Annotated in this window: 21 protein-coding genes; 15 read left to right on the top strand and 6 right to left on the bottom strand. The window is 66.0% G+C overall.

From position 1 onward, the window contains the following. Positions 1-38: 38 nt before the first annotated feature. The 3 genes from ypfJ to CXR29_RS11335 all read left to right on the top strand — a co-directional run bounded on the left by ypfJ (position 39) and on the right by CXR29_RS11335 (position 3746). Positions 39-920, top strand: a complete 882-nt coding sequence (gene ypfJ, locus CXR29_RS11345; protein ID WP_127364574.1) for a KPN_02809 family neutral zinc metallopeptidase — start codon at positions 39-41, stop codon at positions 918-920. Between the two features lie 160 nt (positions 921-1080). After that, positions 1081-3126 carry an oxidoreductase gene (locus tag CXR29_RS11340; RefSeq protein WP_127364573.1) on the top strand — a complete coding sequence of 682 codons (2046 nt, stop codon included), beginning with the start codon at positions 1081-1083 and terminating at the stop codon, positions 3124-3126. After that, positions 3123-3746, top strand: coding sequence for a TetR/AcrR family transcriptional regulator (locus CXR29_RS11335; RefSeq protein ID WP_127364572.1), 624 nt, complete (start codon positions 3123-3125; stop codon positions 3744-3746). Before CXR29_RS11340 ends, CXR29_RS11335 begins: the two co-directional genes overlap by 4 nt. A gap of 36 nt (positions 3747-3782) precedes the next feature. On the opposite strand, the gene CXR29_RS11330 is transcribed toward CXR29_RS11335, so the two are convergent. After that, positions 3783-5096, bottom strand: a complete 1314-nt coding sequence (locus CXR29_RS11330; protein WP_127364571.1) for an ATP-binding protein — start codon at positions 5094-5096, stop codon at positions 3783-3785. 175 nt (positions 5097-5271) lie between these two features. Between CXR29_RS11330 and dapA the strand changes: the two genes are divergently transcribed. After that, complete coding sequence (dapA, locus tag CXR29_RS11325) at positions 5272-6195, top strand: 4-hydroxy-tetrahydrodipicolinate synthase (RefSeq protein WP_025779713.1); 924 nt, start codon at positions 5272-5274, stop codon at positions 6193-6195. Positions 6196-6229: 34 nt separating this feature from the next. Next, the gene (locus CXR29_RS11320; RefSeq protein ID WP_101553797.1) at positions 6230-7876 is read left to right on the top strand and encodes a ribonuclease J; all 1647 of its coding nucleotides are present in this window, start codon (positions 6230-6232) and stop codon (positions 7874-7876) included. 324 nt (positions 7877-8200) lie between these two features. Here CXR29_RS11320 and CXR29_RS11315 read toward each other — a convergent pair whose 3' ends face one another. Then, entirely contained in the window at positions 8201-10072 is a 1872-nt protein-coding gene (locus CXR29_RS11315; RefSeq protein WP_127364570.1) for an L-lactate permease, read from the bottom strand. A 281-nt stretch (positions 10073-10353) separates the two neighbouring features. Between CXR29_RS11315 and aceB the strand changes: the two genes are divergently transcribed. Next, positions 10354-11958 carry a malate synthase A gene (gene aceB, locus CXR29_RS11310; RefSeq protein WP_101595216.1) on the top strand — a complete coding sequence of 535 codons (1605 nt, stop codon included), beginning with the start codon at positions 10354-10356 and terminating at the stop codon, positions 11956-11958. A gap of 204 nt (positions 11959-12162) precedes the next feature. Next, positions 12163-13323, top strand: coding sequence for an FAD-binding oxidoreductase (locus CXR29_RS11305; protein ID WP_164742812.1), 1161 nt, complete (start codon positions 12163-12165; stop codon positions 13321-13323). Between the two features lie 62 nt (positions 13324-13385). Here CXR29_RS11305 and CXR29_RS11300 read toward each other — a convergent pair whose 3' ends face one another. Both CXR29_RS11300 and CXR29_RS11295 read right to left on the bottom strand, forming a co-directional pair. Then, on the bottom strand, positions 13386-13847 hold the full coding sequence (locus CXR29_RS11300) for a universal stress protein (RefSeq protein ID WP_101553711.1): 462 nt from the start codon (positions 13845-13847) through the stop codon (positions 13386-13388). A gap of 13 nt (positions 13848-13860) precedes the next feature. Beyond that, positions 13861-15366, bottom strand: coding sequence for a CitMHS family transporter (locus tag CXR29_RS11295; RefSeq protein ID WP_127364568.1), 1506 nt, complete (start codon positions 15364-15366; stop codon positions 13861-13863). Positions 15367-15509: 143 nt separating this feature from the next. On the opposite strand from CXR29_RS11295, the gene CXR29_RS17705 reads away from it, so the two are divergent. Genes CXR29_RS17705 through CXR29_RS11285 form a run of 3 tightly spaced genes read left to right on the top strand, consistent with a single transcriptional unit; the run spans position 15510 to position 18101 of the window. Further along, entirely contained in the window at positions 15510-16691 is a 1182-nt protein-coding gene (locus CXR29_RS17705) for a sensor histidine kinase (RefSeq protein WP_241241428.1), read from the top strand. Continuing rightward, on the top strand, positions 16618-17445 hold the full coding sequence (locus tag CXR29_RS17700; RefSeq protein ID WP_241241427.1) for a sensor histidine kinase: 828 nt from the start codon (positions 16618-16620) through the stop codon (positions 17443-17445). The genes CXR29_RS17705 and CXR29_RS17700 overlap by 74 nt, the downstream gene beginning before the upstream one ends. Next, complete coding sequence (locus CXR29_RS11285; protein ID WP_241241426.1) at positions 17442-18101, top strand: response regulator; 660 nt, start codon at positions 17442-17444, stop codon at positions 18099-18101. Before CXR29_RS17700 ends, CXR29_RS11285 begins: the two co-directional genes overlap by 4 nt. Positions 18102-18207: 106 nt before the next feature. On the opposite strand, the gene CXR29_RS11280 is transcribed toward CXR29_RS11285, so the two are convergent. Continuing rightward, positions 18208-19545, bottom strand: coding sequence for an MFS transporter (locus tag CXR29_RS11280; RefSeq protein ID WP_164742811.1), 1338 nt, complete (start codon positions 19543-19545; stop codon positions 18208-18210). Between the two features lie 150 nt (positions 19546-19695). On the opposite strand from CXR29_RS11280, the gene CXR29_RS11275 reads away from it, so the two are divergent. Together CXR29_RS11275 and CXR29_RS11270 are read left to right on the top strand one after the other, a co-directional pair. Beyond that, positions 19696-20235 (top strand): ArsR/SmtB family transcription factor, encoded by a 540-nt coding sequence (locus tag CXR29_RS11275; protein WP_101553715.1) that lies wholly within the window; start codon positions 19696-19698, stop codon positions 20233-20235. Next, entirely contained in the window at positions 20225-21028 is an 804-nt protein-coding gene (locus tag CXR29_RS11270) for a class I SAM-dependent methyltransferase (protein ID WP_127364567.1), read from the top strand. The genes CXR29_RS11275 and CXR29_RS11270 overlap by 11 nt, the downstream gene beginning before the upstream one ends. 103 nt (positions 21029-21131) lie before the next feature. On the opposite strand, the gene CXR29_RS11265 is transcribed toward CXR29_RS11270, so the two are convergent. After that, positions 21132-21926: a hypothetical protein gene (locus CXR29_RS11265; protein ID WP_101553717.1), complete on the bottom strand. Its 795-nt coding sequence runs from the start codon at positions 21924-21926 to the stop codon at positions 21132-21134. 635 nt (positions 21927-22561) lie between these two features. Between CXR29_RS11265 and CXR29_RS11260 the strand changes: the two genes are divergently transcribed. The 3 genes from CXR29_RS11260 (at position 22562) to CXR29_RS11250 (ending at position 26707) form a co-directional block, all read left to right on the top strand. Further along, positions 22562-25342: a DNA translocase FtsK gene (locus tag CXR29_RS11260; protein WP_206516207.1), complete on the top strand. Its 2781-nt coding sequence runs from the start codon at positions 22562-22564 to the stop codon at positions 25340-25342. Between the two features lie 125 nt (positions 25343-25467). Continuing rightward, complete coding sequence (gene pgsA / locus CXR29_RS11255; RefSeq protein ID WP_127364565.1) at positions 25468-26172, top strand: CDP-diacylglycerol--glycerol-3-phosphate 3-phosphatidyltransferase; 705 nt, start codon at positions 25468-25470, stop codon at positions 26170-26172. After that, positions 26165-26707 (top strand): CinA family protein, encoded by a 543-nt coding sequence (locus tag CXR29_RS11250; protein ID WP_241241425.1) that lies wholly within the window; start codon positions 26165-26167, stop codon positions 26705-26707. The genes pgsA and CXR29_RS11250 overlap by 8 nt, the downstream gene beginning before the upstream one ends. The last annotated feature ends 91 nt before the right edge of the window (positions 26708-26798 follow it).

The following is a 26798-nucleotide window of genomic DNA, read 5'->3' as shown; positions in this document are numbered from 1 at the left end:
TCGCCTGCCCTTGCCAGCTCCCGGGGTATCTTTATGCCATGACCTTCAACCCGAACGCCGATATCAGCGGCAACAGGACGAGCAGACGCGGTCGCAACACCGCGATCGTCGGGGGCGGCGGCGTGGGCATCGTCGGCCTGCTCGTCTTCCTCATCGGACCGCTGCTCGGCGTTGATGTCACCGGGCTGATGGGCGGCATCACCCCGGACGACGGAGGCAGTCAGAATCAGTCGAGCGGGGCGAGCATGTCGCAATGCGATACGGGTGAGGACGCGAACACGAACATCGACTGCCGAATGGCCGGAGCACAGGTCGTCCTCGACGACTACTGGGCACAGAAGGTCGACGGCTACGAACCGCCGGCGATGACACTGGTCGACGGCCAGACGTCCACGGCGTGCGGAACCGCTTCGAACCAGGTCGGGCCGTTCTACTGCCCGGCCGATCAGGGCGTCTACATCGATCCGAGCTTCTTCGACATACTGCGTCAGCAGTACGGTGCCTCGGCCGATGAGCTCGCCCAGCTCTACATCGTCGGTCACGAATGGGGTCACCACATCCAGAACATCACCGGCGTGATGAGCGAGCACCCGAACAACGGCACCGGACCTGAGAGCAACGGCGTGCGCACCGAACTCCAAGCCGACTGCTACGCCGGTGCCTGGCTCGGCAAAGTCACCACACTCACCGACGACAACGGCACTCCTTATCTCGAAGAGCCCACGAAGGAACAGCTCGACGATGCCCTCAACGCGGCCTTCGTCGTCGGCGACGATCACATCCAAGAGCAGTCCGGATTCGTCAACCCGGAATCCTTCACCCACGGGTCGAGCGAACAGCGCCAGAAATGGTTCACCACCGGATACAACGAGGGGCTGAACAGCTGCGACACCTTCGCGGTGTCGGGCAGCGAGCTCTGACAGACCGATTCGTTCGGCGGCAGGGGCGCCGCCCTTTCGGCGATGGGCAGCAGGGGGCCAACCCTTGCCGCCGTTCGTCATGCGGTGATATGAATAACTGAGGCAGCCCCAACGAGGGGCAGCCACCCAGCACCTCACGACGAACTGATCAAGGATGATCATGTCTCAGCTGTTCCCCCACCTCTTCGAACCCATCACGATCGGCTCGACGACGATCCGCAACCGCATCGTCTCCTCCGGCCATGACACCGTCCTCGACGATCACGGCCACATCGGCGACGACCTCGTCGCCTACCATGAGGCCCGTGCGCAGGGCGGAGCCGGACTCATCGTGCTCCAGGTCTCCGGCGTCCACGAAACCGCCCGATACACCAGCCACGTGCTCATGGCCACCGACGAATCCTCCGTCCCCGGATACCGGGCCGTCGCCGAGGCGGTCCACCGCCACGGAGCCACGATCGTCGCCCAGCTCTTCCACCCCGGCCGCGAAGTCATGGACGGCGAGCGCGGAATGGCACCCCGGGCCAAGGCCCCGAGCGATGAACCGCAGGAACGCTTCAAAGTCGTCCCCGAAGCGCTGACCACCGCTGAGGTCAGAGACATCATCGCCGGCTACGGGCATGCAGCGAAGCGCATCGTCGAATCCGGAATCGACGGCGTCGAGATCGTCGCCAGCCACGGCTACCTGCCCATCCAGTTCTTCAACCCCGCCGTCAACACCCGCACCGACGAGTACGGCGGCTGCCCGGAGAATCGTCGCCGGTTCCTCGCCGAGGTGGCCCAGACCGTCCGCGCCGCCGTCGGACCCGATGTCGTCGTCGGCGTGCGGGTCTCCGGTGAGGAGAAGACCGAGGACGGGCTCGTCGCCGCTGAGATCCTCGACCTCATCGACCACCTCGACTCCCTGACCGCCGACGCCGACGACACCGACGGCGTCGCCGACGTGGCCGACGCCGCCGACGGCGTCGACTGCCTCGACTACTTCTCCATCACGGCTGGCGATTCCTCCACCCTGCAGGGTGCCGTCCACATCGTTCCCTCGATGCAGATCGACCCCGGATACGCGACGAACCTGTCCGAGCAGGTCAAGAAGATCACCGACAAGACCGTCATGGTCGCCGGCCGCATCAACCAACCCCACGAAGCCGAAACCGCGATCGCCGAAGGCCGCACCGACATGGCGATCATGACCCGCGCGATGATCTGCGACCCGGAGATCGCGAACAAATCTGCAGCCGATAACGTCGACGAGATCCGCGCCTGCATCGGCTGCAACCAAGCCTGCATCGGCCACTTCCAACAGGGTGTGCCGATCTCGTGCATCCAATACCCCGAATCCGGTCGGGAACTGACCTTCCTGCCCCGACCGACGGTGCGCACCAGACGCAAGGTCCTCGTCATCGGCGGGGGACCGGCCGGACTCAAGGCCGCAGCGGTCGCCGCCGAACAGGGCGACGACGTCGTTCTGTGCGAGAAGGAGCCCCACCTCGGCGGGGCGGTTCAATTGGCGCAGGAACTGCCGTACCGGTCCGAGTTCGGGGGAGCGGCGACGAACCTGACCGCCGAGGCGGCCCGCGCCGGCGTTGACATCCGCACCTCCGCACCGGCCACCCAGAACCTCATCACCGAGGTGGCCCCCGACCATGTCATCATCGCCACCGGTGCCGAACAGCGCATGCCCGCCCTCGAGATCGCCGACGACGCGTTCGTCATCGGCGCCCGCGACTATCTGCGGGAGTCCCCGGACCTGCCGGTCGGGCGCGTGCTCGTCACAGACTGGAAGGGCGACTGGATCGGACTCGGCATCGCCCTGCGCCTGGCCGAAGCCGGACGCCAGGTGACTCTGGCGACCGCGGCGAACTTCGCCGGTGCCGCGATCCAGCAGTACACCCGCACCCTGCTCGTGTCCCAAGCACTGCGGACCGGCCGGGTGCAATTCGTCAACGACGCCCGCCTCGTCGGCGTCGATACCGACACCGGGTACCTGCAATCCACACTCTGCGAGGTCGTCCACGAGGTCGACGGCGTCGCCGCGACGATCGTGTCGGCGGCACCGCGATCGGTGCCGGTCGACCTCGACGTCGGGGCCGCCTCGGTGACGGTGATCGGCGACGCCCTGGCCCCGCGCACGGTCGAGGAGGCCGTGTACGAAGGTCTGACCGCGGCGACCGATCTGGCCGAACGACGAGAATCGGTCACGGCATGAGCCCGCGCCCGGCTCAGCCGACCGAACAGGCCGAGGCGAAGAAGTTCGCGATCATCCAGGCGACCCTCGACGCCATCGTCGCCAAAGGTCCCGCCGCGGTCCGACTCGGGGACGTGGCGAAAGCAGTCGGCATGTCCATCGGCACCGTGCAGCACTACTTCGAGTCCCGGGACGACCTGCTCGCCCAGGCGTTCTCCTTCCATACCGCGACGGTGCTGCTGCACCTCGAAGAGATGGCGAAGCCGGGCGATGACCCGCGCGGTCGGATGGCTCGCTATCGCCTGCACGATGCGTTCGCTGCCGTCCATGGGGTGGGCATGCACGAGCAGCGGTCGCGGATCTGGCTCGAACTCGTCACCGCCGCGCGCACGGACGAAGGCCTGCAGAACTGTGTCGATGCCGTGTTCGCCGGATGGCGGAGACTGTTCCGGACGATCGTCGACGATGGGCTGAAGAGGCACGAATTCGAGCTCTTCCAGCTCTCCGCCGCCGAGGTGGTCGACACGTTCGTCGCCATCATCGACGGCTTCGACCTGGCCACCGTCGCCGGTCACGGTCCCGCTCCGTCCACGATGACGCGGATCCTCATCGAGACCGCGGACCGTCTGCTCGAAGGGTAGGGGCATCGCACCCGAGCGACGGATACGGCGACCGGCTCACAGCCTGGCGATCGTCTCCACGTCTTCGCCGAACTCCCGGGCTGTCTCCTCGGACACCGTCGCTCGCGTCGCCCGCAGAGCCTCGAGGTAGTCATCGGTCGAGAGCACTTCTGTGCGGGATGAGATATCGACCTGCTGTTGGCGAAGCGACGACGCCAGAGCTTCCTGCGATGCACGCCTCGCCGCATATTCGATATCGGCCGGGGTCAGCCCGTCACTGGCATGGACGAGCACCTCGAGATCGACACCGGCGATCGTGTGTTCGGGAATGTAGCGCGACCAGATCGCCTCCCGGGCGGTCGCATCGGGCAACCCGATGGGAATGACATAGTCGAAGCGTCCATGCCGCAGGAACGCCGCATCGAGGGCGCGGACGAAATTCGTGGCACAGATGAGCAGCCGGCCCTCTCGATCTCGAAACTGACCGACCTGCTTGAGCAGCTCGTTCGTCACACCCTGCGTCGGCGACGGCGGCTCACCCCCGCGCTTCGACGCGATCTCCTCGACCTCATCGATGAACACCACGGCATGCTCGAGCTCGTTGATCTGCTCGAACGTCGTGCGCAGACCCGCGGCCACACCGCCGGGCTCACCGGACAGACGCGACGGAAACACCTCGACGAACGGCCAATCCAACCGCGACGCCACGGCCTTCGCAAACGTCGTCTTTCCCGTCCCCGGAGGACCGAAGAGCATCACCGCCCGAGGCGGGACCACCCCGAAATGATCCGCGAGATCCGGTTCGGCCAAGGGCACGACGAGGCGGTCCTCGAGCATGTCCTTCTCCTCCTGCATCCCGCTCACCCCGTCCCAGAGGTGACGCGGCAGGATCCGTCCGCCCACCGTTTTGAGTCGGTCGAGTTCGCGACGCTGGACGGGCAGAAGCCGTTCGACGTACTTCAAGCCGGACCGGGTCTCGAACCCGTTGGCCACCAGACCATCGCAGGCCGACGTCCCTGCGGGAATGAGCATCGACAGCTTTCCCAAGCCCAGCGGCATGAGACGGCGTTCGAGCGCATCGAGCAGCCCCGCCTCGGCGCGGGTGCCCTGCTCCGGATCGGCACGGACCGCCTCGAGGACATGGAAGAACACGAGCACCCCCTGACCGTGGGCGGCGCGGCCGACGGCGGCACCGACGATCTCCTCATCGCGGACGGCCACGACGGCCTGATTGCGCTGGCAGGCGGCCAGCACCTCGGAGAGCGGATAGAGCGGAGGAGCGGCCGCGGATTCCGGGACGGCGGCTTCGAAGAGACGGATGATTCCGTCGAGGTCATCATCATGGAAATCGCGGATGCGGGTGCGGGTCATCGAAAACTCCTGAGTTTCGGTGGCAGGCAGGGCACAAGCGTAGACGATCGGACGGACACGGGTGTGATCCGTCTCTCACTGTGACTGCATGAGCGCCGCATCCGAGGCGAACGACACCCGCAACGCGGGTGGACCACTGCACTGATGAGACGACGTGGGCGGTATCCTTGGGTCTATGGCGATTCTCGGTGATCAGGCAGCAGCGACTGCCATTGACGCGTTCGGTTCCGTCGGCACTGCAATGGTGACTCCATTCAAGCGCGACGGCAGCATCGACTATGCGTCCGTGGAGAAGGTGGCGAACCACCTCGTCGAGCTCGGCAACGACATGCTCGTCGTCTCCGGCACCACCGGCGAATCACCGACGACGACCGACGACGAGAAGGTCGAACTCATCCGCGTCGTCCGCGGAGTCATCGGCAAGCGGGCCAAGATCGTCGCCGGCACCGGCAACAACGTCACCGCACACACCATCGACCTCTCCCGCCGCTCGGCCGATGCCGGAGCCGACGGGATCCTGCTCGTCACCCCGTACTATTCGAAGCCGACCCAGCCGGCGATCGAAGCCCATATGCGCGCGGCCGCCGACTCCACCGACCTGCCGGTCATGCTCTATGACATCCCCGGCCGCGCCGGTGCCCCGATCATCACGGACACCCTGCTGCGACTCTCGGACCACCCGAACATCCTCGCGGTCAAGGACGCCAAGGGCGACCTCTTCGCCTCCTCGTTCGTCATGAACAACTCCTCGCTCGTGTACTACTCCGGCGAGGACGCCCTCAACCTGCCGCTGCTGTCCCTCGGCGCACTCGGACTCGTGTCCGTGGCCGGACACGTCTGCTCGGACCGGTTCGCCGCCATGGTCTCCGCAGTGGCGAACAACGACCTTCACACCGCACGCACCCTCTCCCGCGACACCGCGGACGTGGTGGATGCGCTCATGAACCACATGCCGGGAGTGATCTCGGCGAAGGCCGCTCTGCAGGCCCAAGGAATACTCGACAACCGCGACGTGCGTATGCCGCTGCTCCCAGCTGATGAGGATCAGATGGCGTTCGTCGCCGCCCAATTGACCAGGAGTGGTTACCTCAGTGAATAATGCATTGACCCAAGAACTGTCCCTCCCGCCGAAGATGGACAGAGAAGCCGTCCGCATCGTCGCGCTCGGCGGACTCGGCGAAGTCGGCCGCAACATGACCGTCTTCGAATACCACGGCAAACTTCTCATCGTCGACTGCGGTGTGCTCTTCCCCGAAGAGGACCAGCCCGGCGTCGACCTCATCCTCCCCGATTTCTCCTACCTCGACGACCGCCTCGATGACATCATCGGCCTCGTGCTCACCCACGGCCACGAAGACCATATCGGTGCCGTTCCCTACCTGCTGCGCCGCAAGGGCGACATCCCGATCCTCGGTTCGCAGCTGACGATCGCGCTCATCGAAGCCAAGCTCAAAGAGCACCGCATCAAACCCATCACCCGCGTGGTGGCCGAAGACGATGTCGACCAGCTGGGTCCCTTCGACCTCGAGTTCGTCGCCGTCAACCACTCGATCCCCGACGCCCTGGCCGTGTTCATCCGCACCGGCGCCGGCAACATCCTGCACACCGGTGACTTCAAGATGGATCAGCTGCCGCTCGACGGCCGCATCACCGACCTGCGCGCCTTCGCCCGCCTCGGCGAAGAAGGCGTCGACCTGTTCATGACGGACTCGACGAACGCCGAGGTCCCCGGCTTCACCGCGCTGGAGAAGGACATCGGGCCCGTGCTCGAGAACCTCTTCGGCACCGCCGAGCGCCGCATCATCGTCGCCTCGTTCTCCTCCCACGTCCACCGCGTGCAGCAGGTGCTCAACGCCGCCACCGCCCACGGCCGCAAGGTGGCCCTCGTCGGCCGCTCCATGGTGCGCAACATGAAGATCGCCGAAGACCTCGGCTACCTCAACGTGCCGGCCGGAACGCTCATCGACATCAAGAAGGTCGACGACTACCCCGAGGACCAGATCGTCCTCATGTGCACCGGCTCCCAGGGCGAGCCGATGGCCGCCCTGTCGCGGATGGCCAACCGCAATCACCGCGTCGACGTCGGCGACGGCGACACCGTCATCCTCGCCTCCTCGCTCATCCCCGGCAACGAGAACTCCGTGTTCAAGGTCATCAACGGCCTGATGAAGCTCGGCGCCCGCGTCATCTCGAAGGCCGATGCGAAGATCCACGTGTCCGGCCACGCCTCCGGCGGCGAGCTGCTCTACTGCTACAACATCGTCAAACCCCGCGGCGTCATGCCCGTCCACGGCGAATGGCGTCACCTGCTGGCCAACGCCCGCCACGCCGAGGCGACCGGAGTCGACCCGAATAACATCGTCCTGGCCGATGACGGCTGGGTCGTCGACCTCAAGGACGGCCACGCCGAGGTCGTCGGCGCCGTCGACTGCAACTACGTCTTCGTCGACGGTTCGTCGGTCGGTGAGATCACCGAGGCGGACCTCAAGGATCGCTTGGTCCTGTCCGGTGAGGGCTTCGTGACGATCTTCATGGCCGTGAACTCGCAGACGAAGTCGCTCATCGCCGGACCCGAGATCCACGCCCGCGGTGTGGCCGAGTCCGATGACGTCTTCGACTCGATCATCCCGAAGGTGCAGAAGGCCGTCGAGGATGCCCTGCGTGACGGCACCACCGATCAGTACCAGCTCCAGCAGGTGGTGCGCCGCACCACCGGCCGCTGGGTGTCGTCGAAGCTGCGCCGCAAGCCGATGATCGTCCCCATGGTCGTCATCGTCTGAGACCCGGTCTTCGAGCGGCTCCGTCGTTGAGCGGCTCGACTGTCGGCGGGCGGCTGCGCCGACGAACCCACGAACGCCCGCAGGTGCCTGACGGTCCTGCGGGCGTTGTCGCGTTCCGGACGAATCGCGTTCTGATCGGCACATCGCGTTTGAACCCGATGCCTGGATCAGAAGGCGATGACTCCTGTGCCAAAAGGCGATGACACCCGGCGCGGGAACGATCCGCGCGGACGGCAGCGTCAGGTGCGGGAACGATCCGCGCGGACGGCAGCGTCAGGTGCGGGGACGATCCGCGCGGACGGCACAGTCAAGCGCGGGCGGCAGTCAGGTGCGCGTGGTGGGCTCCGGATCGTCGTCGGCCGTGCCTTCGCTGCCGCCGGCCGCCGCCTCGACGCCGACCCCGGCAAGCGGCTTGCCCGGTGAGCGGCGGAGCATCACGACGACGACGGCGAGGCCGATGATGATCGCGGTGAGGACGACGGTGCCCGCATTGAAGCCCAGACCGTTGAGGCCGATGAACGCCAGAGCGCCCGCGGTCAGCGAATAGACGAGCATCGGGATCGACGTCCGCCGGATGAGCTCGCCTTCCCGACCGATGAGGCCCACCGTCGCCGAGGCGGCCACGACGTTGTGGACGGCCACCATGTTCCCAGCGGCGCCGCCGACCGCCTGTGCCGCGACCACGGTCTCGGGGCTGGCGGCACCGATCGCGGTGCCGGTGGAGAACTGGAACTGCGAGAACATGACGTTCGAAACCGTGTTCGACCCTGCCACGAATGCACCCAGCGCACCGGCGAACGGGGCGAACAGCGGCCAGGCGTCGCCCACGGAGCTGGCGGCCGCCTCGGCGAGGGTGACCGGCATCGAATCCAGGCCGGCACCGTTGTAGTCGGCGCCGGAGTTGATGAACACGCGCACCAGCGGCAGGGAACACAGCAGAGCAACGGCAGCGCCGGCGATCTGCGAACCGGCGATCTGCCAGGAGCCTGCGATCTGCTTACTCGTCATCCGGTGGATGAAGTACGTCAGCCCGCAGGCGAGGACGAAGATCGCCCCCGGCGACCACAGCAGATCCATATTCTGGCTGATCGGGGTGCCGAAGATGTTATCGATCTTGATCACGGCCGGACCGGTGAGGAACTCCTTGATCGCGGGCACATTGCGCGTGATGAGCAGCAGGGCGACGACGATGAGATAGGGCGACCAGGCGCGGGCCAGCGACATCTTCTTCGTCAGCTGCGCCTTCTCCTTGTTCGGGTCGACGGTGCCCATCCAGGTCGCCGGCCATGTCTCACGCGGAGCGAAGTCCCAGGTCTTCTTCGGCATGAGGAAGCCCATCCGGGAGGTCGTCACGACGATGGCCAGACCGATGAGTCCGCCGAGCAGCGACGGGAACTCGGGTCCGAGCACATTGGCCACGATGAGGTAGGGCACGATCATCGCCACAGCCGCATAGATCGCGAACGGGGCGATGGCCAGACCGTCGGCGAAGCGCCGATTGGCACCGAAGAACCCGGTCATCATGCACGACAGCAGCAGCGGGATGAGAATGCCGCAGCAGGCGTGGATGAGCGCGACCTGAGCGGCGGTGTGAGCGACGAACTCGGCCTGGCCGAGGCCGAGCTGACCGGCGCGTTCGGCGACATCGGCCGACATCGAGCCGTCCTCCTGAGACAGGCCGGTACCGATGCCCACGACCATCGGGGTGCCCACGGCGCCGAAGCTCACCGGAGTCGACTGGATGATGAGACCGGCGAGGACCGCGGCGATCGCGGGAAAGCCGAGGGCCAGCAAGAGCGGGGCGACCACGGCCGCCGGAGTGCCGAAGCCGGCGGCACCCTCGATGAAGGAGCCGAAGAGCCAGGCGATGATGATGACCTGCACGCGCCGGTCCGGGGAGATCGCGATGAACCCGGAGCGGATCGTCTCGATCGCTCCGGACCGGGTGACCGTGGCCAGCAGCAGAAGCGCGCCGAAGACGATCCACAGCAGTCCGATCGCGACGAGGAGGCCCTGGACGACCGATGCGCCGATCGTCACCCACTCGATCTGCCAGGCGAAGTTCGCCACGAGCGCGGCAGCGATCAGTCCGATCGGCATGGCGTATTTCGCAGGCCACCGGAATCCGATGAGAAGGATTCCGGCCAAGAGAATGGGGGAGAGGGCCAAGAGAGCTGCAACAGCGAGGTTGTCCACTTTTCAGTCCGATCCGCGGCGTCGTTGCCGCCTCGGTGAGTCCACGAGAAATGTCCTTCTCATCCTCTCCGGCCCCTTGGGCGGTGTCAACGAACACACCGTCTCGAATGCAGGATATGGTTTGACGAGACGTGCATCACCTCATATTCTTTCGTTGTGTGAACAAACATTTTCACAATGTGAAAGTTTCGCAGTCAAAACCCCGTTGACCAGCGAACATATCGCATCACCAGATGTGGATAAGGACGCAGCACCGATGTGCTGACTAAGGAGAACCATCGATGACCGCTCATATCGAAAACCTGGACATCCCCGCCGGGATGGAGATCACCGGTGAGCTGCCGGACGGGGCTGAGAAGGTCCTCACGCCCAAGGCGCTTGAGCTCATCGTCGATCTGCACCGGAAGTTCAACGGCGACCGTCTCGAGCGCCTCGAGGCTCGCAAGAAGCGCCAAGCCGAGATCGCCGCAGGCAAGGACCTCGACTTCCTCGAAGAGACCGCTGAGATCCGCAATGATCCGTCCTGGCAGGTCGCCCCTCCGGCACCCGGTCTCGAAGACCGCCGCGTCGAGGTCACCGGCCCCACCTACAAGAAGATGACGATCAACGCGCTCAACTCCGGCGCGAAGGTGTGGCTGGCCGACCAGGAAGACGCGAACACCCCGCAATGGGATTCGGTCGTCCAGGGCCAGATCAACCTGCTCGACTCGCTCACTCGCGACATCGACTTCACTTCGCCCGAGGGCAAGGAATACAAGCTCGCCCCCGACGAGGAGCTGCCGACCATCGTCGTGCGCCCCCGCGGCTGGCACATGCCCGAGAAGCACATCCTCATCGACGGTGAGGAGACCTCCGGTTCGCTCGTCGACTTCGCGCTCTACTTCTCGACCGCCGGCCAGATCCAGATCGAGAAGGGCCGCGGCCCCTACTTCTACCTCGCGAAGATGGAGTCCCACCTCGAGGCCCGCCTGTGGAACCAGGTCTTCGAACACGCCGAGGATGCCTTCGGCCTGGCCCGCGGCACCATCCGCGCCACCGTGCTCATCGAGACCTACACCGCAGCCTTCGAAATGGAGGAGATCCTCTACGAGCTGCGCGAGCACTCGGCCGGCCTCAACGCCGGACGCTGGGACTACATCTTCTCCGTGATCAAGAACTTCCGCTCCCGCGGCTCCGACTACCTGTTGCCGGACCGTTCGGACGTGACGATGACGGTGCCGTTCATGCGCGCCTACACCGAACTGCTCGCACGCACCTGCCACAAGCGCGGCGCTCATGCCATCGGCGGAATGTCCGCGTTCGTCCCCTCGAAGGACGAAGCCGCGAACAAGGCCGCCTTCGACAAGGTGCGCGAGGACAAGTCGCGTGAGGCCTCCAACGGCTTCGACGGCTCCTGGGTCGCTCACCCCGGAATGGTCGCCCTGTGCAAGGAGGTCTTCACCGAGACCCTCGGCGACAAGCCCAACCAGATCGACAATAAGCGCGAAGACGTCAACGTCACCGCCGCCGATCTGCTCGACGTGAAGTCGACCCCGGGTGCGATGACCGAGGCCGGCCTGCGCACCAACGTGTCCGTCGGCATCCAGTACCTGCGCGCCTGGCTCGAAGGCAACGGCGCGGTCGCCATCAACGGACTCATGGAGGACGCCGCGACCGCCGAGATCTCCCGCTCCCAGGTGTGGCAGTGGCTGGACGCCGGAATCACCCTGGACTCCGGTGAGAAGGTGACCAACGAGCTCGTCGAGCGCATCGTCGCCGAGGAGGTCGCCAAGCTGCCCGGTGACGACGCAGGCTGGAAGGACGCCACCGACACCTTCGTCTCGGTCGCCCTCGATCCCGAGTACGTCGACTTCCTCACCCTGCCGGCGTACGCCCGCATGCCGTGATCCGTACGTCGTGATCTGCGCGTCGTGAGCGACTCCGGCCGCACCGCGCGCCCTGACCAGGGCATGCAGGTACGCGGTCGGTGACGACGCCGAACGCCTCCGAAATCTGTGCCTCGCGCACCGATTTCGGAGGCGTTCTTCGTTAAGCTCGACATACACACGCATGCAGCGCAGCGCCCGAGACAGCAGGAACGGAAGATGCGGATGAGCCTGACCACAGACGAACTGCCCCGACTGGCCAGTCCCAGCAGCATCGCCGAACTCTCCGAGCTCATGGCCCGCGCCCACGCCGAGAACCGTACCGTCGCTGTGTTCGGCGGCGGCACTGCCTTCGACGATCATCCGCCCGCGTCCACTCCGGGCCTGCTCATCGACCTGACCTCGATCGCCGAGGTGGCCGACCATTTCAACGCCGGCGACACCATCCGGGCCGGAGCCGGAACCCGGATCAGCGCCCTGACCAGGTTCGCCGCCCGATCGGGACAGGAGATTCTCGCTGACCTTCCCCGCGACCGCATCGACGCCGGCGCCACCCTCGGCGGAATGATCGCCACCGCGGCCACCGGGCCGCGCCAACTGCGCCGGCCGCGGCTGGCTGAGACAGTCCTGTCCGTGACGACTGTCGCCGCCGACGGGACCATCGCCCGCACAGCCCACGGCCTCCATCCGGATCTGGGCCGTCGCGCTCTGCCGCGCCTCATCACCGGATCCTGGGGGACCCGGGCGATCATCGCCCAAGCCGAGATCCGTCTGACCGAGCGACCCGAAACGCAGAGATTCGTGTGGATTCCCGGCACCGAGGCGGCCTGCGACCTTCTGACCGCCCGTCGCGTTCCCGACGCGGTCGTCAGCGAACGCCCAGCCGGTTCGCCGGCGGCGACAGTAGTTCTCATCGAAGGGGAGACCGACGCAGTCGAGGAGGAGGTGGGCCACCTCGTCGATCGTGTTCCCGGCGCGACTCCGTGCGCCGAGCCGGAATGGTGGGGTCGCAGAGCGCGGCTGGCCGCGACCATCGAGCTGTCGGTGGCACCGAGCTTCATTCCGACCCTCATCGATGCCGTCGACCGGCTGGAGACGACGATCGGCTATCCGCTGCAGCTGCGCGGCAGCGCGACAGGGTCCTTCGAACTGGGCGTCGGCGCCCCGGATTCCGAACCCGGAGTGGCCACGCGCGTGGTCCTCGAACATCTGCGCAGCTTCGGACTGCACTTCATCGCCGCCCGGCTCATCCATGCGCCCGCATCGGTCTGGGATGAGGTCGACGCGTGGGGCCCGCAGCCGGGCCGGCAGGGTCTGGTAGAGCTCAAGTCGCTCGTCGATCAGCGCGGAATCCTCGCCCCGGGCCGCGGAATCGCCGGGGTCTAGCGCCGCGCGACTGACGCGTCACGACTGGCGCCGCGTACCGGGCCGCGACCTGTCCCGCGCTTCTACTTCACCAACAGCACCGGGCACTCGGCTTCGAGGATGACCTGCTGCGTACTCGACCCGAGCAGCAGCTTCACGATGGGTGAGCGGCGCTTCGTGCTCATGACGATCATCGCCGCGTCGTGCTCCTCGGCCAGGCCGAGGATCTGCTCGGCCGGATCGGGACCGGCACGGTGGACGGCATACTCGAGTCCCGCCTCGGCGAGGGCCGTGCCCAACTTCGTGCACTCGGCCAGGGGAGAGGTCGACGGCGCGGTCGTCGTATCCGTGCCGAACACGACGGCCTGCACCGCTGCGTTCTCACGGCGGGCCGCGGCGATCGCCTGTTCGAGCACTTCGTCCGAGGAATCGGGGCGCAGCGCCAGGACCACGGTGCGCGAGGCCGAGCCGATGCCCGGTGACGCGGTGACCTGCCGAGACGGAACGGGGAAGCGGGGCTGTGAGGTCGAGTAGAGATCAGTCATCTGGGGCCTCCGCTCAGCCGATTCCGATGACGCCGACGGCCACACCGACTGCGAGCATGACGAGGGCGACGATGAGCGCCCGCCACAGCACCTTCTTGTGGTGATCGCCGAGCTCGACGCCGGACAGCGACACGAGCAGCAGGATCGCGGGCACCAGCGGTGACTGCATGTGCACGGGCTGGCCGGTGATCGAGGCGCGGGCCATGTCGGCTGCGGAGATGCCGAAGTGGGAGGCCGTCTCGGCGAGCACGGGCAGGATGCCGAAGTAGAAGGCGTCATTGCTCATGAAGAACGTCATCGGGATCGACAGCAGACCGGTGATGACGGCCATGTAGGGGCCCATTGCGTTCGGGATGACGTCGACGAGCCATGCGGCCATCGCGTCGACCATTCCGGTGCCGGACATGACGCCGGTGAGCACGCCTGCGGCCATGACCATGGCCACGACGGAGATGATCGCAGTCGCGTGGGAGGCGAGTTCCTCCTGCTGGTCCTTCATCTTCGGGAAGTTGACGATGAGTGCGATGACGGTGCCGATCATGAACAGGTACGGCAGCGGCAGGATGTCGATGATGAGCAGGACCATCACGGCCACGGTCAGGGCCAGGTTGAACCAGAACAGCTGCGGCCGCAGGGTTGCGCGGTTGGGATCGAGTGCGGTGTTCGTCAGGCCCGAACCAGTTTCGGCGGATCCGTCTGTGTCGCTTCCGGAGGCGGGTCCTGCCTCGGTGGTGGTGCCATCGTTCGCCGAGGCGGTCGACCCGAATCCGTGTCCGTGTCCACCCGTGGTCGCACCGTTCCCGCCGCCCGCGGACGAACCCGCGGTCGTGCTGGCTCCGGCCACGGCGCCGACGAGGTCCCTGCGACGGTTCGACCCGCGGTCGGAGGCCCAGGCGACGCCGTTCTTGGCCAGGCGGCGGCGTTCGGAGATGCCGAGCACATAGGTGAAGACGAAGCACACGAGCAGGCCGGCCACCAGGGAGGGGACCATGGGGACGAAGATCTCGTTGGCGTCGATCTGCAGCGCCGAGGAGGCTCGGGCCGTCGGTCCGCCCCATGGAACGATGTTGAGGGTGCCGTTGATGAGACCGGCCACGCAGGTGAGCACCACCGGCGACATCTCGAGACGCTGGTAGATCGGCAGCATGGCCGCGGTGACGACGATGAACGTCGTCGATCCGTCGCCGTCGAGCGACACGGCACCGGTGAGCAGCGCAGTGCCGAGGACGACCTTAACGGGGTCGTTGCCGGCGACCTTGAGGATGAACTCGACGAGCTTGTCGAAGAGGCCGACGTCGATCATGATGCCGAAGTAGATGATGGCGAAGAGCAGCAGCGCTGCCGTCGACGACATCGAGGCGATCGCGTCCATGACCATCTCACCGATGCCCAGACCGGCCCCGGCGAAGAGGCCGAAGATGGTGGGCACGAGGATGAGTGCGAGGATCGGCGAGAGTCGTTTGGTCATGATCAGTGTCATGAAGACGGCGATCATGGCGAAACCGAGAATGACAAGCACGAGCTTCTCCTTCGAAGGCGAATGTGAGGCTCGAAACACCGTAGGGCCCAGATCACGGGCTCCGCGCGTTTGTGTGCGCTGATGACTTTTAGATCGTTGCGTGCCTTTTGCGCATTGCGCTCAAACGCGGCTACGCTGAGCGCGTGCCCCGGCCCCATCGTTCGTTCTCCCGTCGTGTGCTGATCTCTCAGCTCGCGCTCGTCATCGTGATCCTTACCCTGATCACCGGCGTGTTCGCGTGGATGGGAGCGCGCACCGTCACCGAGGTGACCGAGACGAAAGCGCTGGCCACTGCCCGCACGCTGGCGATCGATCCGGACGTCCGAGCCGCCGCCACGCAGGCCTCGGCCGAACACGCCGATGAGCCCGATGAGCAGATCGTGGAATCGATGTTGGCGATCACCGGTGATCTGCGCGACCGGTCGGGGATCACCTTCGCCGTCATCACCGACGACCGCGGCATCCGACTCACCCACCCCGACAGGTCGAAGATCGGTCACAAGGTCTCGACATCGCCGGATGAGGCGCTGGCCGGTCGCGAGAACGTCTCCCACGAATCCGGAACTCTGGGCGAGACGGTGCGGGCGAAGGTCCCGATCTATTCGACCGAGGACGGAGAAACTGTCGTCGGTGAGGTCTCGGTCGGCATCTTCGCCTCCGTGCTCGATGCCGATGTCCGCCGCGAACTCATCCTGCTCGGCACTGTGGCCGTGTTCGCCCTGGCGCTCGGCGGAGTCGTGTCGGTCATGCTCGGGCGCCGGCTGCGCAGGGAGACGCTCGGCATCGGACCCGAAGAGCTCGCCGAGATGGCCCGCGACCAAGGCGCCGTGCTCCACGGCCTCGACGACGGAGTGCTCGGCTTCGACACGAACGGGAAGCTCACGCTGAGCAACTCGAACGCGAAGGAGCTGCTCGGGACCGCCTCGGTGAAGCACGTCGACCATGCGAACGGCACGGTGGACGCGAACGGGGCAGCCGCCTCGGCGGGGGGATTCCGACCGCGAACTGGCCGCCGTCTCCGACGAGGAACTCGTCAATGTCCCCGACGAGGTCACCGCGCTCATGGCCGATGCGCCCGCGGACGGGGCGCTACGGCGGAGGATCACGATCAACGACCGGATCCTGTTGGCCACGGCCGTGCGGGTGCAGCGCGATGGGGTCTCCGTCGGCGGCGTCGTGACCCTGCGAGACGAGACGCAGATGCTGACGATGGCCCGCCAGCTCGAATCCGTCACCGCGATGGCCAGGGCATTGCGCACTCAACGTCACGAGTTCGCCAACCGGCTGCACACCGTGCTCGGACTCGTCGATACGGGTGCCACTGATGAGGCCCACACCTACCTGTCCTCCCTCCTGGGAACCGGGCCGATCACGACACCGGTCGAGGACATCGACCTCATCTCCGATCCGTACCTGCGGGCCGTCCTCGAAGCGAAGGGGACGACCGCCGCCGAAGCGGGAGTGACCCTGGCCGTGACACCGGACTCCCTTGCCGTGGGCGCGGTCCGCGACCCGGAAGCGGTCACGCTCATCCTCGGCAACCTCATCGACAACGCCGTGCGCGCGGCCGTGGCGGGGCAACGGTACGCCGGGGACGGGGGCCGGGTCGAAGTGGAAGTGCTCAGCTCCGGGACGGAACTGCACGCGGTCGTCACGGACACCGGCGACGGGATCGACGACGAGGTGGCGGGACGGATCTTCGACGAGGGATTCACAACCTCGACGGCCGCCTCGGCGCCGGATTTCGGGATCGGACTGACCACGGGAACCGGCACCGGGGACGGTCACGGACTCGGCATCGGACTCGCGCTCTGCCGCCGGGTCGCGCAGAAGGGCGGGGGAGAGGTGTGGCTCATCGACGGACACGATCCGGACCTCGGCGGGGCGAGCTTCGGCGTACGCCTGCCCGATGCGCTCGACGATCCTGACGGCGCGGGTGACGACGGCGACGACGGCGATGCGGTCGCTGACGGTGCGGGCGACGTGACAGCGGCAGGCTGCGCGGGCGGCGCGGGCGCTGACGGCGCGGGCGATGTGACGGTCGCCGACGACGATTTCCCAACTGGTGAGGAGAGATGATGGTCAACGTTCTCGTGCTCGATGACGACTTCTTCGTCGGGCAGATCCATGCCCGCTATGTCGACGAGGTGCCCGGCTTCACGGCGCTCGAACCCGTCCGCGACCTGAAGACAGCGCGCGAGATCATCGCCGAGCACGACGTCGACCTGCTTCTCGTCGACTATGTGCTGCCCGAGGGCACCGGTGTCGACCTCATCCGCGAGACCGATATCGATGCGATCGTGCTCTCGGCGGTCACGGATCCGCAGGTGGTCCGCTCGTCGCTGCGGGCCGGCGCGATGACGTACATCGTCAAGCCCTTCGCAGCCGAGGTGCTGCAGAACTTCCTGCGCCGCTACGCGAGGTTCCTCCGCTATTGGGAGCGGGAGAAGGTCGGTCAGGCCGACCTCGAGCGGCAGCTGCGCCACCTCCATGATGCCGCGGCCGTCGGCGGAACCGGGGCGAGCCCGGCGGGATCGTCGACGACGACGCGGATCCTCGCCGCACTCGAGGAGGCGAGCGGTCCGATGACGGCACTCGAGGTCGCCGAGGCGGTCGGTGCCTCCCGTGCCACCGCGCAGCGGCATCTGGCGAAGCTCGCCGAAGCGCGCACGATCACGGTGTCCCTGCAGTACGGGTCGACAGGCCGGCCCGAGCACCTCTACGCGACCCGCTGAGGTGGGGCACATCTCGCTGACAACTTGGTGAACCTGCAACAGCCTGGTGCAGGGACCGAGCTGATGCACGTTCACCAAGCTGTCGATTCGCAACGCTCCTTCGCCATCACTCTCGATCGGCGGTTGCGCTGCTGCCGAGCAGATCGAGTTCGCGGGGGAGTGCGCGCATCCGCACGAGCGGGGAGGCGAGTACCGGCAGTGAGCCGAGCAGCGCACAGGCCGCCAAAATCCACATCGTCGTCGTCACCCCGAGCCAGTCGCCGAGGATGCCGGCGAGAAAAGCGCCGAGCGGCATCGGCCCCCATACGAGGAAGCGGATCGAGGCATTCATGCGGCCCAGCAGCGGCTTCGGGCACAGGCGCTGGCGGAAGCTCACCTGCGCAATGTTGTAGACGACGACCGCCCAGGTCGCAAGGAACCAGCTGATCAGCAGGGTCGGCAGTGCCGGCAGGACGGTGGCGAGCGGGACACCGAGGAAGCAGAGGCCGCCGGTCAGCGCGGACAGGGCGATGCTCGTTCCTTCGCCGAGGATCTTCTGCGCCCATGCGGCAGAGAGCGCACCGAGGATGCCGCCGGCCGAGGCGACGGACATGATGATGCCGAGCTCGACCTGGTGCAGTCCCAGCGTGGTGAGGGCGTACAGCACGAAGAGAGCGAAGATGCCCGACGACGCGAAGTTCGTCAGACCTGTGCAGGCAGTGATCCGGCGCAGCAGCGGGTGGCCGATGACGAAACCGAGTCCCTCGCGGATCTCGGCGACGAAGCCGGCCCGCACCTCGGCCGGCCGTGGGGTTTCGCGGTGTCGGATGAGCCCGACGAGGATGCTGGAGAGTCCCATGCAGATGCTCGTCAGTCCCACGGTGAGCGGGGCGCCGATCGCGGTGACCAGTCCGGAGGCAAGCGTAGGGCCGGCGACTCCGGCAGTCTGCTGGCTGGCTTGGAGCTTGCCGTTGCCGTCGGAGATCGCATCGCTGTCGACGAGCTCGGGCAGATAGGACTGATTGGCGATGTCGAAGAAGACACTGACGATTCCGACTCCGGCCGCGACGAAGTAGAGCTGGACCATGCTCAGGGCGCCGACCATCCAGGTCAGCGGGATGGTCAGGAGGATGGCGGCGCGGATGATGTCGCCGGAGACGATGACAAGTCTCTTCGGCAGACGGTCGACCCAGGCCCCGGCGGGCAAGCTGATGAGCAGGAAAGCCGCGGATTCCAGGGTTGCGAGCACTCCCATTTCGAAGGCGTCGGCGTGGAGGAGCTGCACGGCGATGAGAGGGAGGGCGAAGAGGACGAGCTCGGATCCGAACACGGAGACCGTGTCGCCTGCCCATAACTTCATGAAGTCACGGTGTCTCCACAGTGAGACGTGTTTCGGCCGTAGTGGTGAAGCGGGACCGTGTTGCTGTTGTGGTTCGCTCGATGGCGGTTGGTCGGATGTGGCCATGGCTCTTCCTCGAGACGGCGGGCGGAGGATCAGTGATTGAGCGTCAGTGATTGAGGGTTGTCAATCAGTAATGCTCCACGAGCGATTGAGGGAAGTCAATCACTCGACGGGATTGATTGACTTCTCCCGATCACTCGCTAGCGTTGAGGCATGAGCGATGACACACCCGCCGCGGCCTCCCTCGCCCGAGCAGTCGAGCGCCGGGACGCCACCGAGGCCGAGGCCAAAACGCTGGCCTCGAGTATTCGCATCCGAATCCTGCGGCTGTGCCTGGACGAAGCCCTGAGCAATCGTGAGATCGCCGAGGCGACCGGCCTCAATCCCGCGACCTCGCTCCACCACGTGCGGATGCTCGCCGACACCGGCTTCCTCGAGGCTCAGGAGGCGCGGAGGGGCAGGCGCGGGTCCCGAGAGATCCCGTACCTCGCCACGGGCAAGAGCTGGTTCCTCAACACCGGTGACATGACGACCGAGATGCTCGAGGCCTTCACCGCCGAGTTCACCGCCGCACCCTATGAGGAGCGGACGATGGGGCGGATGGCCGCGATGCTCACGGCGGATGAGGTCGAGGAATTCCGGTCGCGGATCGATGAGCTGTTCGAAGAGTTCCGCAGTCGGCGCAAGAAGGACGGCGCCACTCAGTGGGGTCTGTTCATCGCCATGCATCCGAGCGATTCGCATGCCCGCTGACGGCGCTCGGAATCCCGCTGATGACGCCGGGGACAGCTATGTCGACGCGCGCTGTGCGGCCGTCTATGACATCTTCGAAGGGCCAGAACGGGACGACCTCGACGTCTACGCGGCGATGGTCGAGGAGTTCGGGGCCGCCTCGGTGGTGGATGTGGGATGCGGAACGGGTACGTTCGCCACGATGCTCGCCGGTCGGGGAGTGGAGGTCGTGGGCGTCGATCCCTCGGCGTTGGCGTTGGACGTGGCGCAGTCGAAACCCCATGCCGGCAAGGTGACGTGGGTCTACGGGATCGCAGCGGACCTGCCTCCGCTGCAGGCCGGCATGGCTTTCATGACAGCCAACGTGGCGCAGGCGATTCTCGGAGATGAAGCCTGGGCGGAGACGTTGACGGCGATCCGCCGGAGACTGTCGCCGGGCGGACTCCTCGTCTTCGAATCACGCGACCCCGAGAGGCAGGCGTGGCTGGAATGGACGAAAGAGTACACCTATTCGACGGCCGAGGTCGGCGGTGTGGGTACGGTCAAGTCGTGGGTGGAATTCGACGCCGCGCACGGCGCGTTCGTCGATTTCGTTGGAATGTTGGTCTTCGAACGTGACGGCCGTCGCGTCGAACAGAGGAGCCGCCTGCAGTTTCGTGACCGTGCTGAGCTGACGAAGTCACTGGAGGACGCCGGATTCGTCGTCGATGAGATCCGTGACGCCCCGGACAGACCGGGCCGCGAGTTCGTCTTCATCGCTCGCAAGAGCCAGCTTACCTATCAGCGGAATGTCGACGCGGACCAGCCGTGCTGATTCTGCCGCGCTGGGCAGGTTAAGTGTGCGCAGATTGCCAAAATCCGGCGGTGGAAAACGTGCAATCTGAGCCCACTTATCTCGCTCAACGCCGTGCTCAGTTCTAGTTCGCCGCCATTTCTGCCTTCTTGAGCGCCGTCGGGAGAAGATCTTCGGTCAGGTAGTCGCTGACACCGTTCATGGCTTCCTCGTCGATGGCGGGGCTGGTTTCGCCTTCGAACGCCATCTGATGAACTGTCAGCAACTCACCGGCCCAGGAGACGTAGCACTCTGACATCGCGATCTTCCCTTGGCCCAAGAAAGTTCCGTTGTAGGCCGCAGTGCAGAAGCCTTCGCCCTTGTTGCCTTTGGGTTCGAAGACGTCGACCGACTCGGCAGGCTCAGCGTTGATCGACTCCTGGCAGTCGTTGACAGTCTTGCGGAGTTCTTTGAGCAGCGGTTTCGAGCCATTCTCAAGTCTGGACAATGAGGTCATGATGTATGAACCGCCATTGTCGCCGGACTGATCAAAGGTTCGGGCGGCAGAGACTCCGTCCAATTCTGATGAGTGAGCTGCCATGGCGCCGACGATGCATTCTGACTGTGAGGAAGCGGCATCGGCAGAGCTGTCGTCGGAGTCAAACGGATTGACTGACTGCTCTTCCTTCTCTCCGAACTTGACGTCGTCACCGACAGTGAAGCCACTGGGCAGGTCCTCCAGTGAGAGGATTCTGTCGCTGTATTCGTCGCCGCTCAGAGCCGCGCGTTCGTCGGCTTCCTGAGATTCGACAGCTGCTGGATCAGGGGAGGCCTCATCCTGTTTCTGGCCTTGCCCAGCCTGATCACCGGATCCGCCAGAGCAGGCAGACAGCGTGAATGCGCAGGCCACAGCCATGATTCCGATCGTGAAGCGTTTCAACAAATTGCCCTTTCGTGAGCGGCGTTTCAGCAGGAGCCTACAATATCCGTTGTCTTTTTGATCGTTTCAGTCCAGTTTGTGGCGGACTCGCCCTTCCTCCCTTCTGGAGCGCTAGACGCAGACGGTCGATTCCAGCCCGCGGAGAGATTCAGCCGTGACGCAAAACGGATCGCGGCAGAGCATCGTCGCCGAGAAACGGGTGAAGCGTCGAGAAACGCATGTGCACACCCGTTTCTCGACACGCAGCCCGTTTTTCGGCGAGATAGGCATTCACTCCGCATGGTGTCGAATGCAGCACTTCCAGCCTGCAGGCCGGCACTCCGCTGCCTTGCGCAACCTTCTCGCCAACACCCCAGGTGACCTCGCCAACACCCCAGGTGACGTCGAAATCTGTCGGACTCGCCTCGGCTGCCGAAGCCCCTGCCGACCGCCGCGCCACACGCCGAAACCTGCGGATTTGCTGGGCAGGAGCCAGGTATCGTCCTAAGATGAGTGACATGGCGACCAGAACGACTTCCCCCGCTTCTGGTTCCGGGAAACGCACAGCGCGCAAAAACGCTGGTCGGTCCGGTCAAGCGGGGACCGAAGAACCCGGGACAAACGTTGTCACCGGTGCATGGAGGGGAGTGGCCCACATGGCCGGAAACCGTGCGCGAAAGACTCTCAGCGACGAACCGACCGATCAATCACCGACGAAGCGGGACGGCACAGCCTTCTTCCTCATCGGACTCTCGATCATCATCGCCGCCTTCGAATGGTGGAACATCCCCGGCGCGATGAGCGACGCCGTCCGCGGAATCGTCGAAGGCACCTTCGGCCGAGTGGCACTCGCCCTGCCGGTGGTCTTCACCTGCTATTCGATCCGCCTGTTCCTGCGCGGCGACGACAACCGCGGCAACAACCGCATCCTCATCGGGATGATCTTCGGTCTGCTCGCCGCCTCTGGGCTGGCCCATATCGCCGCCGGCAACCCGACCTTCACGAACTCCCGCGAAGCCATGGCCAACGGGGGAGGCGCGCTCGGATTCGTCGTGTCCTCGCCGCTGGTCATCGCGACGACCGTCTACGTCGCCGTGCCGCTGCTCGTCCTCCTCGGGCTGTTCTCCCTGCTCGTGGTCACCGCAACACCGGTGCGCGCGATTCCCCGCCGACTCACCGACCTGTACTACCGACTCACCGGCGGTGCCCGACCCGCGACCGACGCCGAGGCGGCCGAGACCAAACAGTCCGACCTCGTTGCCGAGAACGGCCGCACCTCCGACCTCAAACCCGTCATGGGCGCCAAGCGCCGCAGTCGCAAGAAGAAGACCGAGATCCCGGATGCCGACTCGGATGCCGCCGCCGACGACACCGCCACGAAGGCCTACGACAAGGCGTACATCCACGAGAACGACGTCAGCGACGAAGAGGCCGACACCACCCGGATCGAGACCAGCCCGGAGCCGAAGCTCAAGCCCGGCCAGCGCCGCCCCACCAAGGCCGAACGCGAGATGGCCGAGCTGAAGAAGACCATCGGGATGGACGACGATGCCGCGAACCAGGCGAAGAAGTCCGAGCCCGCTGCCGCCTCGGCGCCGGTGCCGATCACGAACGCACCCGCACCTCCGCCCACGGAGCAGCTGCCCGAACGCGTCGAGCAGCTCACCCTGGCCGGCGACGTCACCTACACCCTGCCCGCCTCCGACAACCTCCAGCCCGGACCTCCCGCGAAGGAACGCTCCGAGGCCAACGACCGTGTCGTCGAAGCCCTGCGCGATGTGCTCGAGCAGTTCAAGATCGACGCCGAGGTCACCGGATTCTCCCGTGGCCCCACAGTCACCCGCTACGAGGTGGAACTCGGGGCCGGAACGAAGGTCGAGAAGGTCACGGCGCTGTCGAAGAACATCGCCTACGCCGTGGCCAGCGCCGACGTGCGCATCCTCTCGCCGATCCCCGGCAAGAAGGCCATCGGCATCGAGATCCCGAACACCGACCGTGAGAACGTCGCCCTCGGCGATGTGCTCCGTTCGAAGGCCGCCCGCAAGACCGACCACCCGATGGTCATGGGTGTGGGTAAGGACGTCGAAGGCGGATTCGTCGTCGCCGACCTCTCGAAGATGCCCCACCTCCTGGTCGCCGGTGCCACCGGTGCCGGTAAGTCGAGCTTCGTGAACTCCATGATCACCTCGATCATGATGCGCGCGACCCCCGACGAGGTCCGCATGATCCTCGTCGACCCCAAGCGCGTCGAGCTGACGATCTACGAAGGCATCCCGCACCTGATCACCCCGATCATCACGAATCCGAAGAAGGCCGCCGAGGCACTCGAATGGGTCGTGCGCGAAATGGACGCCCGCTACGACGACCTCGCGCACTACGGCTTCAAACACGTCAAGGAGTTCAACAAAGCCGTTCGCGAAGGTCGGATCCACCCGCCCGCCGGCTCCGAGCGCGTCCTCCAGCCCTACCCGTACCTGCTGGTCGTCGTCGACGAGCTCGCCGACCTCATGATGGTCGCCCCGCGCGACGTCGAAGCCTCGATCCAGCGCATCACGCAGCTGGCCCGTGCCGCCGGCATCCACCTGATCCTCGCCACGCAGCGACCCAGCGTCGACGTCGTAACCGGCCTCATCAAGGCCAATGTGCCCTCACGTCTGGCGTTCGCGACCTCATCGCTGGCCGACTCGCGAGTCGTGCTCGACCAGCCCGGCGCGGAGAAGCTCATCGGACAGGGTGACGCGCTGTTCCTGCCGATGGGTGCGGCCAAACCGATGCGCGTCCAGGGAGCCTGGGTCAACGAGTCCGAGATCGAGAAGGTCGTCGAGCACGTCAAGAGCCAGCTGACCCCGAACTACCGCGAAGACGTGGCCGTCGAAGCACCGAAGAAGCAGATCGACGAGGACATCGGAGACGACCTCGAACTGTTGCTCCAGGCGATCGAACAGGTCGTGACCACGCAGTTCGGATCGACCTCGATGCTCCAGCGCAAGCTGCGCGTCGGCTTCGCCAAGGCCGGTCGCCTCATGGACCTCATGGAGTCCCGCGGCATCGTCGGACCCTCCGAGGGATCGAAGGCCCGCGATGTGCTCGTGCGCCCCGACGATCTGCCCGGCACCCTGGCCATCATCAAGGGCGAGACCCCGCCCGACGGTGATTCGTCCGGCGCGGCGGCCGACGCCCCGACCGACGGGGGCCAGGGCCACGGCCAGTCCGGATCCGGGCACGCGTCGGCGGCCGGGGACTACGACGAGGAGTTCGACGACGACTACGGGAACACCTCCCACGGCTCGGCGTCGTCCAGCTCAGCATCGTCCGACCGATACGCGAACGGAGTCGGCCATGCCGGCGACCTCACCGTCGGCGACGTCGACCCGGAGACCGGGCTCGAGGTCGTCGAAGCTGCAGGAGAGGACGCCTGGCAGCTCACCGGCCGCTGATCCGATCCGAACCCCACCCCTCGCCGAGGCGGCTCACCGTTGCGACGGTGCGCCGCCTCGGCGATTGTCGTCGTGAATCTCATGGTTGGGATGATCTGCTCAGCTCACTCCGATAGGCTGGATGCGTGAACGATCGAATCGAGGCCGGAGCCTCCCAGCAGCCCGCAGCGGAACCGAGTCCGTGGAACATTCCGAACGCACTCACGGTGCTGCGCATCATCATGGTGCCCCTGTTCCTCGTGCTCCTGCTGACCGACGGCGGCAACGATGTGACCCTGCGCTGGTGGGCGCTCGTCGTGTTCCTGCTGGCCATGTTCACCGACTTCGTCGACGGCTACCTGGCCAGGCGGAACAACCTCATCACGAACTTCGGCAAGATCGCCGATCCCATCGCTGACAAATCGCTCATGGCAGCCGCGCTCATCGGTCTGGCGATCATCGCCGAACTGCCCTGGTGGGTGCCCGTGATCATCCTCGTGCGCGAATTCGGCATCACCGTGCTGCGGTTCTTCATGATCCGCATCGCCGTTATGCCCGCCTCGCGCGGGGGCAAGATCAAGACCGTGCTGCAGACGGCGGCGATCGGGCTGTTCCTGGTGGTCTTCCCGCTCTCGGACGTGGCGCCCTCCGTCGTCTCCGACATCCTCCTCGTCGTCGCCTGGGTCATCATGGCCGCGGCCATCGTCGTCACCATCGTCACCGGCGTCGACTATTGCGTGCAGGCGGCGAAGCTGTACAAGGACGCGAAGAACGGCAAGAATGCGCCGAGCGGCGGGGATGGGCCGAGCGCCGGGGACACGCAGACCGGCGGGGACACACAGCGTGGCTGAGTCCGAGCTGACGGCGACCGCGCGTCGCATCATCTCCACCTGCTCTCAGCTGGGGATCTCACTGGCCTCGGCAGAGTCGCTGACCGGGGGACGCTTCGTCGCCTCGCTCGTCGACGTGCCGGGCGCGTCGGCCGTGGTGCGCGGGGGGCTGGTCACCTACGCCACCGACCTCAAGGCGAGCCTGGCCGGAGTGAATGCCGACCACCTCGAGGAGACCGGACCGATCGACCCGGTCGTCGCCGCGCAGATGGCCGTCGGCACGGCAGTGCAGTGCGTCGCCGACATCGGGATCTCCTGCACCGGGGTCGCCGGTCCCGATCCGCAGGACGACAAGCCCGTCGGACTCGTCTACACGGCGATCGCCTTCGGCGGGAAGGCGAAGGTCCTCGAGCACGAGTTCACCGGTGACCGCGACGCCATCCGCAGTCAGACGGTACAGGCGATGGCGGTCAACCTCGACGAATTCGTGCGCGAACTCGCCTTCGGGCCGGAAGCCGGGCAGGGGACAGCCGATCGTGAGTCGGTCGCGGAATAACGCCGACCGCTGTGGGGTTGACCGGGTGATGACCATCGGACGAAAATTCTCCAAAGTCTTCGAATGGACTGGCAATACCATCCGCTCGGGG

The sequence above is a fragment of the Brevibacterium linens genome (genome assembly GCF_003999335.1).
GTDB lineage: Bacteria > Actinomycetota > Actinomycetes > Actinomycetales > Brevibacteriaceae > Brevibacterium > Brevibacterium linens.
This window is presented reverse-complemented; position numbering and strand designations above follow the sequence as displayed.